14 protein-coding genes are annotated in these 17,233 nt (G+C 70.1%); 9 read left to right on the top strand and 5 right to left on the bottom strand.

Annotation, left to right across the window (positions count from 1 at the left end; genetic code table 11):
• Window positions 1-156 precede the first annotated feature (156 nt).
• The 5 genes from ACFT7S_RS25590 to ACFT7S_RS25570 all read left to right on the top strand — a co-directional run bounded on the left by ACFT7S_RS25590 (window position 157) and on the right by ACFT7S_RS25570 (window position 6,039).
• Entirely contained in the window at window positions 157-1,779 is a 1,623-nt protein-coding gene (locus ACFT7S_RS25590) for an ABC transporter ATP-binding protein (protein WP_382735812.1), read from the top strand.
• Window positions 1,776-2,888 carry an ABC transporter permease gene (locus tag ACFT7S_RS25585; protein WP_382735645.1) on the top strand — a complete coding sequence of 371 codons (1,113 nt, stop codon included), beginning with the start codon at window positions 1,776-1,778 and terminating at the stop codon, window positions 2,886-2,888. The genes ACFT7S_RS25590 and ACFT7S_RS25585 overlap by 4 nt, the downstream gene beginning before the upstream one ends.
• Window positions 2,885-4,174: an ABC transporter permease gene (locus ACFT7S_RS25580; protein WP_382735643.1), complete on the top strand. Its 1,290-nt coding sequence runs from the start codon at window positions 2,885-2,887 to the stop codon at window positions 4,172-4,174. Before ACFT7S_RS25585 ends, ACFT7S_RS25580 begins: the two co-directional genes overlap by 4 nt.
• On the top strand, window positions 4,171-4,569 hold the full coding sequence (locus ACFT7S_RS25575) for a cytidine deaminase (RefSeq protein ID WP_382735641.1): 399 nt from the start codon (window positions 4,171-4,173) through the stop codon (window positions 4,567-4,569). The genes ACFT7S_RS25580 and ACFT7S_RS25575 overlap by 4 nt, the downstream gene beginning before the upstream one ends.
• 192 nt (window positions 4,570-4,761) lie before the next feature.
• Window positions 4,762-6,039 carry a thymidine phosphorylase gene (locus ACFT7S_RS25570; RefSeq protein WP_382735639.1) on the top strand — a complete coding sequence of 426 codons (1,278 nt, stop codon included), beginning with the start codon at window positions 4,762-4,764 and terminating at the stop codon, window positions 6,037-6,039.
• Between the two features lie 73 nt (window positions 6,040-6,112).
• On the opposite strand, the gene ACFT7S_RS25565 is transcribed toward ACFT7S_RS25570, so the two are convergent.
• On the bottom strand, window positions 6,113-9,388 hold the full coding sequence (locus ACFT7S_RS25565) for a S8 family serine peptidase (RefSeq protein ID WP_382735810.1): 3,276 nt from the start codon (window positions 9,386-9,388) through the stop codon (window positions 6,113-6,115).
• Window positions 9,389-9,677: 289 nt separating this feature from the next.
• Here ACFT7S_RS25565 and ACFT7S_RS25560 point away from each other — a divergent pair, with 289 nt between their 5' ends.
• Entirely contained in the window at window positions 9,678-10,049 is a 372-nt protein-coding gene (locus ACFT7S_RS25560; RefSeq protein WP_382735637.1) for an STAS domain-containing protein, read from the top strand.
• A gap of 390 nt (window positions 10,050-10,439) precedes the next feature.
• Here the strand turns inward: ACFT7S_RS25560 and ACFT7S_RS25555 are convergent, their stop codons facing one another.
• From ACFT7S_RS25555 to ACFT7S_RS25545, 3 genes are all read right to left on the bottom strand, one after another.
• Window positions 10,440-11,429: a sigma-70 family RNA polymerase sigma factor gene (locus ACFT7S_RS25555; RefSeq protein ID WP_382735635.1), complete on the bottom strand. Its 990-nt coding sequence runs from the start codon at window positions 11,427-11,429 to the stop codon at window positions 10,440-10,442.
• 93 nt (window positions 11,430-11,522) lie between these two features.
• Complete coding sequence (locus ACFT7S_RS25550; protein ID WP_382735633.1) at window positions 11,523-12,239, bottom strand: L,D-transpeptidase; 717 nt, start codon at window positions 12,237-12,239, stop codon at window positions 11,523-11,525.
• Window positions 12,240-12,324: 85 nt separating this feature from the next.
• A complete protein-coding gene (locus ACFT7S_RS25545) occupies window positions 12,325-13,620 on the bottom strand; it encodes an MFS transporter (RefSeq protein WP_382735631.1) in 1,296 nt (431 codons plus the stop codon).
• Window positions 13,621-13,682: 62 nt separating this feature from the next.
• Here ACFT7S_RS25545 and ACFT7S_RS25540 point away from each other — a divergent pair, with 62 nt between their 5' ends.
• Window positions 13,683-14,636, top strand: coding sequence for a LysR family transcriptional regulator (locus tag ACFT7S_RS25540; protein ID WP_382735630.1), 954 nt, complete (start codon window positions 13,683-13,685; stop codon window positions 14,634-14,636).
• 95 nt (window positions 14,637-14,731) lie between these two features.
• On the opposite strand, the gene ACFT7S_RS25535 is transcribed toward ACFT7S_RS25540, so the two are convergent.
• Window positions 14,732-15,493, bottom strand: coding sequence for an alpha/beta hydrolase (locus tag ACFT7S_RS25535; RefSeq protein ID WP_382735628.1), 762 nt, complete (start codon window positions 15,491-15,493; stop codon window positions 14,732-14,734).
• Window positions 15,494-15,596: 103 nt separating this feature from the next.
• Here ACFT7S_RS25535 and ACFT7S_RS25530 point away from each other — a divergent pair, with 103 nt between their 5' ends.
• Together ACFT7S_RS25530 and ACFT7S_RS25525 are read left to right on the top strand one after the other, a co-directional pair.
• Window positions 15,597-16,751, top strand: a complete 1,155-nt coding sequence (locus tag ACFT7S_RS25530) for an adenosine deaminase (RefSeq protein WP_382735626.1) — start codon at window positions 15,597-15,599, stop codon at window positions 16,749-16,751.
• 135 nt (window positions 16,752-16,886) lie between these two features.
• The gene (locus tag ACFT7S_RS25525; protein ID WP_382735624.1) at window positions 16,887-17,189 is read left to right on the top strand and encodes a hypothetical protein; all 303 of its coding nucleotides are present in this window, start codon (window positions 16,887-16,889) and stop codon (window positions 17,187-17,189) included.
• Window positions 17,190-17,233 lie beyond the last annotated feature (44 nt).

Genomic DNA, 17,233 nt, shown 5'->3' with positions numbered 1-17,233 from the left:
CCAACGATTCGGTGGCGCTACGCGCGTAGCGTCCGCCGGGCACGGTATTTTTCGCCACGCCCCCCGCACCGCCCCTCCCGCACCGCCCCCGTCCTGATTCCGCCGACGTACCCATCCCCCGCCTCCGCCCTCCGCTCCTGCCAAGGAGAGTGCGCCATCAAAGCGTCCAGCAGTCCTCATGCCGTCGAGCTCCGCGGCATCACCAAGCGATTCCCCGGTGTCGTGGCCAACCACGACATCGACATCACCGTGAACCGCGGTACCGTGCACGCCCTCGTCGGCGAGAACGGCGCCGGCAAGTCGACCCTGATGAAGATCCTTTACGGCATGCAGAAGCCGGACGAGGGCACCATCGCGGTGGACGGCGAGCAGGTCTCGTTCAGCAACCCCGGTGACGCCATCGACCGCGGCATCGGCATGGTGCACCAGCACTTCATGCTCGCCGACTATCTGACCGTCCTGGAGAACGTCGTACTCGGCTCCGAGAAGCTGTACGGCATCGGGGACCGGGCCCGCGCCAAGATCAAGGAGATCTCCACGGCGTACGGCCTCGGCATCCGCCCGGACGCCATGGTCGAGGACCTCGGGGTCGCCGACCGCCAGCGTGTGGAGATCCTCAAGGTCCTCTACCGCGGCGCGCGCACCCTGATCCTCGACGAGCCGACCGCCGTCCTCGTGCCGCAGGAGGTCGACGCGCTCTTCGACAACCTCCGCGAGCTCAAGGCCGAGGGCCTCACCGTCATCTTCATCTCGCACAAGCTGGGTGAGGTGCTCTCCGTGGCCGACGAGATCACCGTCATCAGGCGCGGTACGACGGTGGGCACCGCCGACCCTGCGCACACCACGACCAAGCAGCTCGCCGAGCTGATGGTCGGCAGCGAGCTGCCCTCGCCGGAGACCCGCGAGTCCACGGTCACCGACGTACCCATGCTGACCGTCGACGATCTGCGGCTGACCGCCACCGACCCGGACGGGGTGGTGCGCGCCGTGCTCGACGGCATCGCCTTCACCATCCACAAGGGTGAAGTGCTGGGCATCGCGGGCGTCGAGGGCAACGGCCAGTCCGAACTGGTCGACGCCATCATGGGCATGCGCACCCTCGACACCGGCGCCCTCTCGCTGGACGGCGCGGACATCTCCCACGCCGCCACGCGCAAGCGCCGCGAGGGCGGCATGGCCGTCATCCCCGAGGACCGCCACCGGCACGGTCTGCTCCTGGAGGCCCCCCTCTGGGAGAACCGCATCCTCGGCCACGTCACCGAACGCCCCAACAGCAAGGGCGCCCTGCTCGACCTGAAGGCCGCACGCGCCGACACCGAGCGGATCGTGCGCGAGTACGACGTCCGTACCCCCGGCATCGAGGTCACCGCGGCCTCGCTCTCCGGCGGCAACCAGCAGAAGCTGATCGTCGGCCGCGAGATGAGCCACAGCCCCAAGCTGCTGATCGCCGCCCACCCCACCCGTGGTGTGGACGTCGGCGCGCAGGCGCAGATCTGGGACCAGATCCGCGAAGCGCGCCGTGAGGGCCTGGCGGTGCTGCTCATCTCCGCCGACCTCGACGAGCTGATCGGGCTCTCCGACACCCTGCGCGTGATGTACCGCGGCCGGCTGGTCGCCGACGCCGACCCGGCGACGGTCACCCCCGAGGAGCTCGGCTCCGCCATGACCGGCGCGGCGAGCGGACACCTGGAAGCCCCGGCCGGGGACGGCACACCCGCCGAACCCGGTGCGGACGACACCCGCCCCGTGAACGACCCCGACGGGGGAGAGGACCGATGAAGAAGTTCGACAAGGAGCGGCTGCTCCTGGGGATCGCGGCCCCGCTGCTCGCGATCGTGGTCGCGTTCCTGGTGACCGCGCTGGTCCTGGCCGCGACGGGCAAGGAACCGTTCAACGCCTTCGGCATCATGTTCGAGTACGGACTGAAGTCGGACAGCCAGGTCTACATCCTGAACAAGGGCACGACCTACTACCTCGCGGGTCTCGCGGTCGCCATCGGCTTCCGGATGAACCTGTTCAACATCGGTGTCGACGGCCAGTACCGCCTCGCCGCCTTCTTCGCCGCCGCCCTCGGCGGCGCGCTGACCCTGCCGGGCGCCCTCCAGATCCCGCTGATCATCCTCACCGCGATGATCGTCGGCGCGATGTGGGCCGGTATCGCCGGTGTCCTGAAGGTCACCCGGGGCGTCAGCGAGGTCGTCTCGACGATCATGCTGAACGCCATCGCGACGGCGATCATCGGCTATCTGCTCCAGCAGGGCCGGCTCGGTCACCTCGACGAGGCCGGCACGAAGATCTCGACCACTCCGATCCCGGAGTCCTCGCACTTCTTCGAGTTCCCGACCACACCCACCCCGGTCTGGGGCTTCATCGTCGTCGCGGTCGTCGCGGGCGTCGCCTTCTGGTTCGCGCTCTCGCGCACCCGGTTCGGCTTCGACCTGCGTACCGTCGGCCAGTCCGGCTCGGCCGCCGAGGCCAGCGGTGTCGACGTGAAGAAGATGGTCGTCACGTCGATGCTCATCTCCGGCGCGATGGCCGGCCTGATCGGTATGCCGACGCTGCTCAACGACAGTTACGAGTACAGCGGCGACTTCCCGGTCGGCATCGGCTTCACCGGTATCGCCATCGCACTCCTCGGCCGTAACAACCCGGTCGGCATCGCCCTCGGTGCGCTCCTGTGGGCCTTCCTCGAACGCGGCACAGGAAAGCTCGAGTTCGAGGGGTACGACAAGGAGATCGTCGGCGTCATCCAGGGCGTCATCGTCCTGTGCGTCGTCATCGCCTACGAAGTCGTCCGCCGCTACGGCCTCAAGCGCCAGCAGAGCAAGGTCGGCGCGGAACTCGCCGCACAGGCCCGTAACTCCGACCAGCAGGAGGTGTCGGCGTGACCGTCACGGCGACTTCCACCCCGCCGCCCGCAGCCCCCAAGGTTTCCGGTGGCAAGGGCGGGCGCAAGCGCTTCTCGTTCCCCGTCATCCTCCTGATCATCGCGGGCGGGCTGCTCGCGCTGTCCGCGGTACGCGCCATCACCGGCGCCCAGGACGTCACTTCGGCGGGCCAGATCAGTGCCGCCCTCGCGATGGCCGTGCCGATCGGCCTCGCGGGTCTCGGCGGCCTCTGGTCCGAGCGGGCCGGTGTGGTCAACATCGGCCTCGAGGGAATGATGATCCTCGGCACCTTCTTCGGTGCCTGGGCCGGCTGGCAGACCAACCCCTGGATCGGCGTACTGGCCGGTGTCGTCGGCGGCATGCTCGGCGGGCTGCTGCACGCGTTCGCCACCGTCACCTTCGGCGTCGACCACATCATCTCCGGTATCGCCATCAACATCCTGGCGCTCGGCTTCACCACCTACTTCGCCAAGCTCTGGTTCAACTCCGGTGAGGCCGCGGCGAAGGGCGGCAGCCCCAAGCAGTCGCCTCCGGCCGAGGAGATCACGACCGTGACGGTCCCGGGCCTCTCCGACTGGCTGCACTCGATCGAGACGCACCACTGGTTCTTCGTCTCCGACGTGGCCGGCATCCTCGGCGGCCTGGTCACCGGTGTGTCGCTGCTGACCCTGGTCGCCGCGGCGCTGTTCGTCGGCACGTTCTTCGTCCTGTGGAAGACCTCGTTCGGTCTGCGGCTGCGCTCCTGCGGTGAGAACCCGATGGCCGCCGAGTCGCTCGGTGTCAACGTCTACTTCTACAAGTACATCGCCGTGATCGCCTCCGGCGGTCTCGCCGGGCTCGGCGGCGCGTTCCTGTCGCTGGTCACCTCGCACATCTACAACGAGGGCCAGACCGGCGGCCGCGGATACATCGGTCTCGCCGCGATGATCTTCGGTAACTGGCGGCCCGGCGGACTCGCCATGGGCGCGGGCCTGTTCGGCTTCGCCGACGCGCTCCAGCTGCGCCAGGGCGGCGAGTCCGTCCACGCGCTGCTGCTGCTCCTGGTGGTCATGCTGGCGGGCATCGCGGCCTGGAAGCTCTACCGCAAGAGCTATGTGCCGGGCGTGATCAGCGCCGCGATCGCCGCCCTCGTGCTGGTCTGGTACCTCACCACGGACACGGTGCCGACCGAGTTCGTGAGCGCCACGCCGTACGTCGTCACGCTCCTCGTGCTCTCGCTCTCCGCGCAGCGGCTGCGGATGCCGAAGGCGGACGGCATGCGCTACCGCAAGGGCCAGGGCAAGTGACGGCCGCCGCGGACGTCGACTGGGAGGCCCTGCGCACGGCCGCCCGGGACGCCATGTCCCGTGCGTACGCGCCGTACTCGGGCTACCCGGTCGGCGTCGCGGCCCTCGTCGACGACGGCCGTACGATCGTCGGCTGCAACGTCGAGAACGCCTCGTACGGCATCGGGCTCTGCGCCGAATGCGGACTGGTCTCCCAGCTGCACGCCACCGGCGGCGGCCGGCTGACCCACTTCACCTGCGTGGACGGGACGGGCGCGATCCTGGTCCCGTGCGGCAGGTGCAGGCAGCTGCTGTACGAGTTCGGCGGGCCGGAGCTCCTCCTGGAGACCCCGGACGGTCTCCGTACGATGGACGAGATGCTGCCGCAGGCCTTCGGACCCCAGCACCTGGCCTAGGGCCTCTCGTCTGGATCAGGCCAGACCTCGCGAGCCCGGCCTGATCCAAACGAAAGACCCTAGGGCCTCTCGTCTCTCCTCGCACACCGGGCGGGCCCGTTTTCGGGTTCGCCCGGGGTTCGATCAAACCTCTATGCGCGTAGAGTCAATCGGACTCCTGCGTACGCACCCGGCCGGAAGGACTCCCCGCCCATGGACGCCATCTCCGTCATCCGCACGAAGCGGGACCGCGGCGAGCTGACACCCGAACAGATCGACTGGGTCATCGACGCGTACACCCGCGGCGAGGTCGCCGACGAGCAGATGTCCGCGCTGGCCATGGCGATCCTGCTGAACGGCATGAATCGCACCGAGATCGCCCGCTGGACCGCCGCGATGATCGCCTCCGGCGAGCGGATGAACTTCGCCGCACTCTCCCGCCCCACCACCGACAAGCACTCCACCGGTGGCGTCGGCGACAAGATCACGCTGCCGCTGGCCCCGCTCGTCGCGGCCTGCGGCGCGGCCGTGCCGCAGCTCAGCGGCCGCGGGCTCGGCCACACCGGCGGCACCCTCGACAAGCTGGAGTCCATCCCCGGCTGGCGCGCACACCTCTCCAACGAGGAGATGCTGAGCGTCCTGGACAGCACGGGCGCGGTGATCTGCGCGGCCGGTGACGGCCTCGCCCCCGCCGACAAGAAGCTGTACGCGCTCCGCGACGTCACCGGCACCGTCGAGGCGATCCCGCTCATCGCCAGCTCGATCATGTCGAAGAAGATCGCCGAGGGCACCGGAGCACTGGTCCTGGACGTCAAGGTCGGCTCCGGCGCCTTCATGAAGACCATCGAGGACGCCCGGGAACTGGCCTCCACCATGGTCGCGCTGGGCACCGACAGCGGCGTACGCACCGTCGCCCTGCTCACCGACATGGCGACCCCGCTCGGACTGACCGCGGGCAACGCCATGGAGGTACGGGAATCCGTCGAGGTCCTGGCAGGCGGCGGCCCCCGGGACGTCATCGACCTGACCCTCGCCCTCGCCCGGGAGATGCTGGACGCGGCGGGCCTCAAGGACGCCGACCCGGAGAAGGCCCTCGCCGACGGCTCCGCGATGGACGTCTGGCGCCGCATGATCTCTGCCCAGGGCGGCGACCCGGACGCGAAGCTGCCGGTCGCCCGCGAGCAGCACGTGGTGACCGCGCGCTCCTCCGGCGTACTGACCCGCCTCGACGCGTACGACATCGGCGTCGCCGCCTGGCGCCTCGGAGCGGGCCGCGCCCGCAAGGAGGACCCGGTGCAGGCGGGCGCGGGCGTCGAAATGCACGCCAAGCCCGGCGACAGCGTCACGGCGGGCCAGCCCCTGCTGACGCTGCACACGGACACCCCGGAGAAGTTCGAGTACGCGCTGAAGGCCCTGCCGGATGCCTACGACATCGCCCCCGCCGGCACGGAGTTCACGCCGACCCCGGTGGTACGCGAGCGCATCGCGTAACGGCACAGCACGCGAACGGCCCGCCCGGACGAGGAGATCGTCCGGGCGGGCCGCTGTCATGCGGTGGGCGGTCCTACTTGCCGTAGTAGGCGTCGTAGATGGCCACCGTCGACAGGTTGCCCTTCTTGTCCGTGACCTTGGCCGCGAAGGAGATCGACTTGCCCTTCGCGGGGTTCTTCACGGAGATCCTGTCCTTCTTCACCGTGACCTTCTTCCAGGTCTTCCCGGCGTTGTAACTGACGTACACCTTCAGCGACTTCAGGTTCTTGCCCGCAGCCGAACCCTGCACCTGGACCGGTACGGAAGCGGCCCTGCCCGCCGCCACCTTGCTGTCCGGACCCACGGCGGGCGTGAAGCGCACCATGGACGCCGGAAGCTTGGCGCCGCTCGTCTTCTTGGACCGGAACGTCCAGCCCGCGTCGATCCGGGTGGAGGCCGCACCGATCTTGGCGCTGCGCCGCACCGAGGTCTTCAGCGTGTAGTCGGCGGCACCGGACGGCACAGCGAACGGCGTGTCGCCGTACAGCGCGTCGTTGTTCTGGGCGAACTTCTTGCCGTTGCGGTACAGGACCGTCTTGACCGAGGTCAGTTCGGACGACCCGGCGTTCCCGTTGCCGTCGGCGAGGAGCGGCACCAGGCCGGTGATCTCGTTGTCCGTGCGGTAGATGCCGTAGGTGTCGTCCAACAGCGGCCCGAACACCGCCGTGTTGACGGCCTTCGTGTACGTCTTGCCGCCCGCGTACGCCCGCGGGCCACCGAGCGAGTACTGCGACTCGTACACCGGCAAGCCGTCCTCGTCGGCTCCGCCGAGCTGCGAGAAGTCGAAGTTCCACCGGGCCTTGTCGGCGGTCGAGACGAAGACCGTGCGGGTGCCGGGGAGCTTCTGAGTCGTCGATGTGGCCGTGCCGCTGCTCATGCTGGGGAGGGTGCCCCAGGCCGTGATCTCTCCGGTCTTCTTAGGCGCCGGGGCGCCCATGGCGATCTTCACCTTGGCGAACTGGCCGGCCGTGAGCTTGCGTGCGTAGCCGGTGGCGAACTGCTTGGCCTGGCCGCCGAGCGCGACGTCGTACTCGGCGGACGCACCCTTGGACCAGCTGCCCAGCCAGTGCTGGGCGAGCGAACCGTCGGTGACCTTCGGACCGACGTGCGCGGTCCGGAAGTTCTTGTACGTGTCCAGGTACCAGCCGAACGTATAGGAGTTGGACGTGGACTTGATGGTGTAGTCCGGCGCCATCAGCAGGGAAGTCACCGACTTCTCGGGCAGCGTGATGTTCACTGCCTTCGCCTTGCGCGCGTCGAGGGTGACGGCCGTCTTTTTGTTCACGTCGAGCTTCGGCTGCACGAGCCAGTCGACGCCCTTGGTGGAGTCGTCCGGGTCCACGTACAGGTTGGCGTTCAGCGAGTACGCCCCCTTGGGGACCCGGACCGAGGCGGTGCCCTTGGTGTTCTGCGGGGAGGCCCACACGCCCTCGGTGGCGCCCGCGATGCCGAAGAGGTCGCTGTCGGCGTACGGGGCCGGCTTGCCGTCGCGGCCGATGTAGGTGACCTTCACGTCGTACGACTCGATCTCGCGCTCGACCGCCGCCGCCGTCCGGACCGTCTGCCCGCCGCCGGTGCCCACGAGGTACGCGGAGTAAGTGCCGTTCACCGTGGAGCCCAGCCGGGTGTCGGCCGTCAGCGCCACATCGGCGGTGCCGCCCGCGGGGACGGTGACCTGCGACGCGCCCAGGGTGAAGAATCCGGCCGGAGCGGGCTTGCCCTTCGGGCCGGTCCCCGTCACGGCCAGATCGAGGGTGACGTCCGTCGTACCGAGGTTGCGGTACGTCACCTTCTTGGCGACCGGGGTGTCATCGGTGTGCGGCCACTGCTGCATCCCGAAGCTGACCGACACCGGGTCCGCGACGATCGTCTGACCGAGCGCCTCGTCGACGGCGATCCGGCCGGAACCCTGCTCGAACGGGGTGTACGCGCCAGGCTTTGAAGAGGTCGTCAGCGCACCCTTCAGCTCCGTGTACTTCCACGCGGGGTGCTGCTGCTTCAGCAGGGCGGCGGCGCCCGCGACGTGCGGTGTCGCCATCGACGTACCGGAGATGGTCAGGTAGCCCGGCGGCTTCTGGCCGACCTCCTTGTCGATGACGGAGCCGGGCGCCGCGGCGGCCGTGATGTCCACTCCGGGGGCCGTCACATCGGGCTTGATCGCGCCGTCGCCGATGCGCGGGCCACGGCTGGAGAACGGCGCCAGCACGTCCTTGTCGTCGACCGCGCCGACGGTCAGCGCGGCGTCCGCGCTGCCCGGGGAGCCGACGGTGGAGGCCCCGCCCTCGCCCTCGTTGCCCGCCGCGATGGCGAACAGGATGCCCTTCTCGGCCGACAGCTTGTTGACCGCCGCCTCAAGGGGATCGATCTCGGGAGTGTCCCCGCCACCGAGGCTCAGGTTGACGATGTCGGCGCCCTCCGCGGCCGCCCACTCCATGCCTGCCAGGATGCCGGAGTCGTTGCCGTAACCGTCGTCGTCGAGCACCTTGCCGTTCAGCAGCTTGGCGTCGGGAGCCACGCCCTTGAACGTGCCGCCCGATGCGGCGCCCGTACCGGCGGCGATCGACGCCACGTGCGTACCGTGGCCGAAGCGGTCCACGGCGTCGGCGGCGTCGGAGAAGTTCTTCTGCGCGAGGACCTGGTCCTTGAGGTCGGCGTGGGTGGCGTCCACGCCGGTGTCCAGGACAGCGATCTTGACGCCCTTGCCGGTGTAACCGGCCTCCCAGGCCGTCGGCGCACCGATCTGCGCGACGCTCTTGTCGAGGCTCGCCCGGCGGACACCGTCCAGCCAGACCCGGTCGATGCCCGCCGCCGCGGTGCGCCGGTCGCCGCCCGCGGACGTGTCGGTGAGCGCCTGCCAGATGTCGGGGGCGTCGGCCTTCGGCGTGGTCAGCGACTGGGCGTTCAGCGACTTCAGGGTGCGGCCGACGGTCGTGCCACCGGCGTCACCCACTTCGGCCTTCGCCGCGGCTGCCTGGGCGCCCCGGTAGCCGACGATCAGGCGGATGCCCTTGTGCTGGGCCCGCCGGTTCTCCGGCCGGTTCAGCTCCGTGACGTCGAACAGCCGCTGGTCGAGCTTGCCGGACGAGATCAGCCGGCGCGCGTCGGCGGGCACGACGAGCGTGTGCCCGCCGCGTACCTGCTTCTGCACGGGTATGTGCTCGCGGCCCTTCGCGGGCTCGAATCCCACGATCCGGCCCTTGGCGTCCACCTGGACGCGGTCGCCGGTGATGAGAGTGAGGTGATGCGCGGCAGCGGCCCGCTCGCCCCTCGCGGGGACGCGGTCCGTCTGTGCCGCGGCCGGGGTGGTCATCCCGGCCGCGAGTGCCACGGCGGCCGCCGCGGCGATGGTCGATACGCACGCGCTCTTGACGTGTCTGCTCAACTCTCCCCCTGGAGAATGAAGTGGTTCCTGGGAACCGCAGGTCCGGGGCAGCTGTGTGACTGCCAGTGCCACCGGTTCAAGATTCAAGAGGGGGAAAGACGCCGCTGGGTTCACAAAAGTGGCTCATGAGTCCGGAGTTGGCGGAAAAGGAGCGCTTCGCGCCCACCGACGACAGGGGTGTGGTGGTCGCCTCCGGAGCTCCCCGCACCGGACTCCGATGAGTTTCGGCCGCCGCGCCGGTCTTTCTCATGTGGATGCCATGACCCCGATAGAGCTCGTCGTGTCCGGCCGCGTCACCAGGGCCGACGTGCCGCGACTCTGCGCCGAGCTGGAGAAGCTGCTGTACGGCCCCACGGGGGACACCTCCGGGCCCGTCACCGCGGTGGACTGCGACGTGGGCGGAGTCGTACGTCCTGACCTGGCCCTGGTCGAGGCGGTGGCCCGGCTGGGGCTGATCGCGCGCAGGGCAGGCGGCCGGGAGCTACGGCTGCGCAACGTCCCGCCCGAACTCCGGTCCCTGCTGGACCTGGTCGGACTGGCCGGCGCCGTCGGCATGGGGGACCGGGACCCGGCGCGGGACCCGGCCTGACGCGGACGCGGGACCTGGCCGAGAAAGGCCGGCCCCGCGCCGGGCGGTCCGCCTCAGCGGGCCACCGCGCAGTCGTACACACGTGCCGTCGCGGCCCCGGCCTCGCTCCCCGGACCGTGCCCGTACGACGGGGAAGGCCACGCGGACACAGTCGGGGACGGGGACGGATACGGGGAGGGAGAAGGTGGCCGAGCGGCCCGGAAGGCCGCGTCGCACGGGCCGCCCTCGGGCTGCGGCCCCGGGGCGGGGTTGGCGGCGGAGCCCGGGGCCCGGGCCGGTCCGGGCCCTGCGGTGGCGGCGGGTTCGTCCAGCCAGTGCGTCAGGCCCCAGGGCCTGTCCGGCCGGCCGCCACCAGCAGGACCCAGACGGCGACGGCCGGCCGGCGGATTCTCACGCCGGATCGGCGTCGAGGTGATCCGGCAGTCCGAACAGCGGGAACCAGCGGGGTGTGTCCAGGAAGCAGTGCATCCCGGTGATCGCCCCGTCCTCGATATCGATGACCTGCACCGCCCACGGCACGAACCCGGGACCGTCCGGATTCGGCTTGTAGTGCGCGAACGCCGGGGTCCCGTTGGCCTCGGTCGCCACCAGCCGCGAACCCGCGCAGCTCGCACCGAAGGAGAGCATGAAGCCGGTGATGTCGTCGTGCCCCTGGAGCCAGAGGTCGAACGGCGGCATGGTCATCACGGCATCCTCGTGGAGCAGCGCGGTAAGCGCCGCCATGTCGTACCCCTCGAAGGCCGCCACGTACCGCTCAAGGAGCTTGCGCTGCTCCTCGTTGAGCCGGTTCGCCGTGTCCGGGGCCCGCCCCTCCGTCTCCGTGAGCGTCGCCCGCGCCCGCTGGAGGGCGCTGTTGACCGAGGCGACCGAGGTCTCGAGCAGCTCGGCGACCTCGCTCGCCTTCCAGGCCAGCACCTCACGCAGGATGAGCACGGCCCGCTGCTTGGGCGGCAGATGCTGGAGCGCGGCGACGAAGGCCAGCCGCACCGACTCGCGGGCCACGGCGGCCTCCGCCGGATCGGCCACCGACGGCAGGATGCGGCCGTCCGGCATCGGCTCCAGCCAGGCGTTCTCCGGCAGCGGGTTGAGCGCGGCCTGCGCCAGCGGCGTCGGCCCGGTCAGATCCACCGGTCTGGCCCGCTTGTTGCCCGCGTTCAGCATGTCAAGGCAGACATTGGTCGCGATGCGGTACAGCCAGGAACGCAGCGAGGAACGTCCCTCGAACTTGTCGAAGTTGCGCCAGGCACGCACCAGAGTGTCCTGGACCGCGTCCTCGGCCTCGAAGGCCGAGCCGAGCATCCGGTAGCAGTAGCCGGTCAGCTCGACCCGGTGTCCCTCCAGACGGCTGTCGATATCGGCCGTCACGGTCAGATCACTCATTGCTCCACCCCTGTTGCGCTGTGACACCACTCACTCAGCACTGTGGAAGCTACCGCAGGCCACTGACAATCGGGCGGGAAGCGCGGAAGCCGCTCACGTTCCGGGTTTGCGTCCGTACACGTAGACGTCGTCGCCGTTGCGCAGCAGATTCCAGTATGCCTTCGCGTCCTTGCCCCGCATGTTGACGCAGCCACCGGAGCCGGGCGGGTTGTACATGCTCTTGGTGACGGAGTGGAACGCCTGGCCGCCGTCGAAGAACTGGGAGTACGGCATCCACACGTGGTAGATCGTCGACCAGTGCTTGATGGTGCGCCAGTAGACCTTGCTCGGACCGGTACGCGTCTCCGCGCCGTTGCGTCCCGTCCGTACCGGCACCGGGCCGTACTTCAGCTTCGAGCCGTCCTGGATCCAGCTGAGCTGCCTGGTCAGGTCCACGCACGCGATGCGCCCCTTGTTGGTGGGGCACTTCTTGGCCTTGTTGGGGTTCTTCCCGGCCGCCTTCTGCGCGAGCATCGTGTTCATCGTGCGCCAGGTGATCGGCCCGGCGTATCCGATGGTCGGGGTGATGCCGTGCTTCGCCTGGAAGGCCCGGGTGGCCTTGCAGTCGGTGACCGACTGCCTGCCGTCGACCGGGCGGCCCAGGAACTTCTCGACCTTCTTCTGGTACGGCCCGGTGGATGTCGTGCAGGACGCCGCCTGCGCGGACGTGCCCGTGCTCAGAACGAGGGCCGGTGCCGCCATCAGACCGGCGACGGACAGGGCCACGCCCCGCCGTATCCGTATGCTCCGAATGTCTCCTATGACTCCCATGTGCGCCAACTCCCCTTCGCGCGCAGTGCGTTGATACCGCCTGCTAGACGCGCGAAGGGGAGTGCCGGTTGTACGCGCGAAGGTCTCAGTTGGGTAGCGCGATCGCCGGTAGGGTCCGGCGCCGTTCGGCCCGTGCCACCCGTGTCCCGTACAGCGTGATCGATACGACGCCGAGGACCGCGAACAGTCCCAGCGCCACGGTCCCGGCCCAGCCCCCGGCGTGGAAGGCGACCGCCCCGAGGGTGCCGCCCGCGCTGGAGCCCAGGTAGTACGCGGACTGGTAGAGCGCGGAGGCCTGGGCGCGGCCCGTCGTCGCCGTACGGCTCACCGAGGAGGAGGCGACCGCGTGCCCGGCGAAGAAGCCCGCCGTGATCAGGACAAGACCGAGGAGTACGGCCGCCAGCTGGTCGGCCAGCGAGAGCAGCAGACCGGCGGCCGTGGTGGAGACGGCCAGATAGAGCGCGCCCCGGCGGCCGAGCCGGCCGACCAGCTTGCCGGCCGCGGCGGAGGAGACCGTACCGACCAGGTAGACCAGGAAGATCGAACCGACGACGCCCTGCGGGAGGTTGAACGGCGCCTCGACCAGCCGGTAGCCGATCACGGTGTAGACCGCTCCGAACACCGTCATGAACAGGGCGCCGATCGCGTACAGGCGTCGCAGCAGCGGATCGGCGAGGTGCGTGCCGACGGTCCTGGCCAGGGCCTTCGGGTTGAGCGAACCGGGCGTGAAGTGACGGGCCTTCGGAATCATGAAGTGGAAGACGACCGCACAGACCACCGCGAGCAGCCCGACCGCACCGAGCGCCGCCCGCCACCCCCACAGCTGGGCCACCCAGCCGGTGACGATACGGCCGCTCATGCCGCCGATGCTGTTGCCCGCCACGAACAGACCGATCGCGGCGATCAGCGCCTTGGGCCGTACCTCTTCCGCCAGATACGCCATCGCGGACGCCGGCAGTCCGGCGAGCGCGGCGCCCTGGACGGCGCGCAGCGCGATCAGCCAGCCGAGGGACGGGGCGAAGGGGATGAGCAGTCCGACCAGCACGGCCACCGTCAGTGAGGCGGTCATCATCTGCCGACGCCCGAAGCGCTCGGAGAGGGCGCTCAGCGGCAGTACGCACAGCGCGAGCGCGCCGGTCGCTGCGGAGACCGTCCAGCTCGCCTGCCCGGCCGTGGCGCCGAACGCGGCGGAGACGGCGGGCAGCAGCGCCTGCGTGGAGTACAGGAGAGCGAACGTCGCGACTCCGGCGGCGAAGAGCGCGAAGCTCATCCGGCGGTAACCGGGGCGGCCGGGCTCCAGGCGCTGGGTGGCGACGGGGGAAGAGGGGGGTGCGGGGGCGTCCACCGTTCGGATGGACGCCTTGGTACTGGCAGGAGGCATACGTCGAAAGTAGGCCGCCAGGTTTCATGCGTCCAATGCACGAAGTCGTCATAATCGTTCCCATGGTGCATGAACGCAGGCCACAGCCCCGGCTGTCACCGAGTAGTTACGAAGAAGACATCCGCGCCGTGCTCGCGCCACGCCTCGCGTACTTCGAGGCGGTCGCCCGCCACGAGCACGTCACCCGTGCCGCGCACGAGCTCGGCGTCCCGCAGTCGACGCTCTCGAGGGCCATGGTCAGGCTGGAACAGGACCTGGGAGTCGCCCTGTTCGCCCGCAAGGGCCGTACGGTCTCCCTCACTCCGGCCGGCCGTACGTTCCTGACCTCCGCCGACCGGGCGCTCACCGAGGTGGAGAAGGCGGCCGACTCCGTACGGGCGGACGCCGACCCGACCGCGGGCAAGGTCGCCTTCGGCTTTCTCCACACCATGGGGTCCGAGACCGTGCCCGCCCTCATCCGCGCCTTCCGCGTCGACCATCCGCGGGTCCGCTTCCAGCTGGTCCAGAACTACGGCGAGGCGATGATCGAACGCCTCCGCTCGGGCGGCCTCGACCTCTGCCTCACCTCGCCCGTCCCGGACGCCCCGGACCTCGTCGCCCGTCGCCTCGACGAACAACGCCTGCGCCTGGTCGTCCCCGACGACCATCGCCTCGCGTCCCGTCGCCGCGTGCGCCTCGCGGAGGCCGCCGACGAAACCTTCGTCACCCTCGAACCGGGTTACGGCCTGCGGCGGATCACCGACGACCTCTGCGCGGAGGCGGGCTTCAAGCCCCGGATCGCGTTCGAGGGCGAGGAGGCCGAGACCCTGCGCGGGCTGGTCGCCGCGGGCCTGGGCGTGGCGCTGCTGCCACCACCGGCGGTGGCCCGCCCGGGAGTCGTCGAGCTCACCGTCACGGCGCCGCGCGCGGCCCGCGAGATCGGGGTCGCGTGGCTGGACGGCCACCCGGACACGCCACCGGTCGCCGCCTTCAAACACTTCCTGCTCTCCCGCCGAGGCCACCTGCTCCCGGACTGACCGCCCTCCGGGGCCCCGGGGCTCCGCCCCGGACCCCGCTCCTCAAGCGCCGGAGGGGCTTGAAATGCGACGCACCCGGGCAACGCACCCCCCGGCTAGTGCCGCAGCGACCGCCCGAACCCCGCGGCCAACGGCATCCGCAGACCCAGCGGCGGCGGAGCCGCCAGTGCGTCCGCGACCGGGCGGGCGTACGAGTGCGCGAACAGCGACCCGCGTACGAAGTCCGCGGCCAGCGCCACCACTTCCGCCCGGTGCTGCCGCAATGCGTGCCCGTCCGAGTGGACCTCGAACCGGCAGATGTCCCGGTTGGACTTCTTCGCCCGCTCGGCCAGCCGGAACGACAGCTCCGGATCGATGCGTTCGTCATTGGTGCCGTGCACGATCAGCACCCGCCGCCCCGCCAACTGCCGTACCGGCTCCGCCTCGTCCGCGGTCCCGTCCGGCAGCCACGGAGCCATCGCCAGGACCGAGGTGACCGCGGTGTGCCCGGCGGCCCGCAGTGCCGCCCGGCCACCCATGCCGTGCCCGGCCAGACAGACGGGGACGTCGCCGTAGCGCCGTACGACCTCGTCCGCCGCCCACTCCGCGTCGGCCGCCAGATCGGCGTCCGTGGCGTTCCAGCCGCGCCAGCGGTACCGCACGACATGCACCGCGAGCCCGTCCGGCCGGCCTGCGCGGGCCAGATGCCGGGCGAACGGCAGCTGGACCGCGTACGAAAAGGAGGACGGCCTGCGGTGCGAGTCCGCTTCTCCGTCCGGGAGCAGCAGGGCGACGCCGCTGACCTCGGGTGGTGCTCCGGCCGTGAGAACGGCCCGTCCCAGCCTCGCAGCAGGCAGGGGAAGTGCGCGCTGTGCCATGACAGAACAGTGTCAGAAGCGCGGGTGTACTCCACCCGACTTCGCGGTCTCTGTTACGTATCGACGATCAGCGCTCTACGCGCGTAGGCGCTAGAGTGCCCAGATGACGAGCCAGACCCTCAATGTTCCCAATCCCGAGCAGATCAGGCGTGCGCCCAAGGTGCTGCTCCACGACCATCTCGACGGCGGCCTGCGCCCCGGCACGATCGTCGATCTCGCCCTCGCCCAGGGCTACGACGCCCTGCCGGAGGCGGAGCCCGACAAGCTGGGCATCTGGTTCCGCGAAGCGGCCGACTCCGGCTCGCTGGAGCGCTACCTGGAGACGTTCGCCCACACCTGCGCCGTCATGCAGACCCGCGAGGCCCTGGTCCGGGTCGCGGCCGAGTGCGCCGAGGACCTCGCCGAGGACGGCGTCGTCTACGCGGAGGTGCGGTACGCCCCCGAGCAGCACCTGGAAGGCGGCCTGACCCTCGAAGAGGTCGTCGAGGCCGTCAACGAGGGCTTCCGCGAGGGCGAGAACCGCGCCCGCGCCAACGGCCACCGCATCCGCGTCGGCGCCCTCCTCACCGCGATGCGGCACGCCGCCCGCGCCCTGGAGATCGCCGAACTCGCCAACCGCTACCGGGACCTCGGCGTCGTCGGCTTCGACATCGCGGGCGCCGAGGCGGGCTACCCTCCCACCCGGCACCTCGACGCGTTCGAGTACCTCAAGCGCGAGAACAACCACTTCACGATCCACGCGGGCGAGGCGTTCGGCCTGCCGTCGATTTGGCAGGCCCTCCAGTGGTGCGGCGCCGACCGGCTCGGCCACGGGGTCCGCATCATCGACGACATCGACATCGCCGACGACGGCAGCGTGACCCTGGGCCGGCTGGCCTCCTACGTGCGCGACAAGCGCATCCCACTGGAGCTCTGCCCGACCTCCAACCTCCAGACCGGTGCGGCCGCGTCCTACGCCGAGCACCCCATCGGTCTGCTCCGTAAGCTGCATTTCCGCGCGACCGTGAATACGGACAACCGGCTGATGAGCGGTACGAGCATGAGCCAGGAATTCGAGCGGCTGACCGAGACATTCGGATACACGCTCGATGACATGCAGTGGTTCACCGTCAATGCGATGAAATCAGCATTCATTCCTTTCGATGAACGTCTGGCGATGATCAATGACGTCGTCAAGCCGGGATACGCGGAGCTGAAGTCCGAGTGGCTTTTCCGTCAGACCGCCACGACCAGCGGTTCTTCCTCCATGACCGGCTGATCGAGCGATGAAGGAAACGGCCGGGGCAGGCAATGTCCCGGCCGTTTTCCGTGTCTCCGCATGTTTGCGGGGCGGGTAAGGGGATGACTACGTTGCAGAGCCGCTCACATCCCCTTCCCCAAGGATGACATTCATATGAAGCAGTCTGCTGTCAGGACTCTCGGCGTCGCCGCTCTCGGTGCCGCTTTTGCCGCTGCCGCCGCCGGTTCGGCCTCCGCCGCCCCCGCGCTGCCCGTCGACGCCGCGACCGCCGCGGTGCCCGCCGGTACCGCGCTGGACTCCGTCAGCGCGGCGCTGCCCACCGCGCAGGATGCGGCCGGACAGCTCCTCAAGGGCCGGCAGAGCGTCGGCGGCGACGTCACCGCCCCCGTCACCGGCCTGCTCGGCGGCCTGCCCACCAAGGGCGTGTCGGCGAACGGTTTGCCGCTCGGCGGCTGAACAGCACCCGCACACACATGTGGGGCGCGCACCCGGTCCGGGTG

Origin of the sequence: Streptomyces sp. NPDC057136, assembly GCF_042670885.1 — a bacterium.
GTDB lineage: Bacteria > Actinomycetota > Actinomycetes > Streptomycetales > Streptomycetaceae > Streptomyces.
This window is presented reverse-complemented; position numbering and strand designations above follow the sequence as displayed.

What these genes read in the sequence shown, in the direction of transcription:
- ACFT7S_RS25585 (WP_382735645.1), top strand. Translation starts at nt 1,776, where the DNA reads ATGAAGAAGTTCGACAAGGAGCGGCTGCTCCTGGGGATCGCGGCCCCG.
- ACFT7S_RS25570 (WP_382735639.1), top strand. Translation starts at nt 4,762, where the DNA reads ATGGACGCCATCTCCGTCATCCGCACGAAGCGGGACCGCGGCGAGCTG.
- ACFT7S_RS25565 (WP_382735810.1), bottom strand. Translation starts at nt 9,388, where the DNA reads ATGACCACCCCGGCCGCGGCACAGACGGACCGCGTCCCCGCGAGGGGC.
- ACFT7S_RS25560 (WP_382735637.1), top strand. Translation starts at nt 9,678, where the DNA reads ATGAGTTTCGGCCGCCGCGCCGGTCTTTCTCATGTGGATGCCATGACC.
- ACFT7S_RS25555 (WP_382735635.1), bottom strand. Translation starts at nt 11,429, where the DNA reads ATGAGTGATCTGACCGTGACGGCCGATATCGACAGCCGTCTGGAGGGA.
- ACFT7S_RS25550 (WP_382735633.1), bottom strand. Translation starts at nt 12,239, where the DNA reads ATGGGAGTCATAGGAGACATTCGGAGCATACGGATACGGCGGGGCGTG.
- ACFT7S_RS25545 (WP_382735631.1), bottom strand. Translation starts at nt 13,620, where the DNA reads ATGCCTCCTGCCAGTACCAAGGCGTCCATCCGAACGGTGGACGCCCCC.
- ACFT7S_RS25540 (WP_382735630.1), top strand. Translation starts at nt 13,683, where the DNA reads ATGGTGCATGAACGCAGGCCACAGCCCCGGCTGTCACCGAGTAGTTAC.
- ACFT7S_RS25535 (WP_382735628.1), bottom strand. Translation starts at nt 15,493, where the DNA reads ATGGCACAGCGCGCACTTCCCCTGCCTGCTGCGAGGCTGGGACGGGCC.
- ACFT7S_RS25530 (WP_382735626.1), top strand. Translation starts at nt 15,597, where the DNA reads ATGACGAGCCAGACCCTCAATGTTCCCAATCCCGAGCAGATCAGGCGT.
- ACFT7S_RS25525 (WP_382735624.1), top strand. Translation starts at nt 16,887, where the DNA reads ATGAAGCAGTCTGCTGTCAGGACTCTCGGCGTCGCCGCTCTCGGTGCC.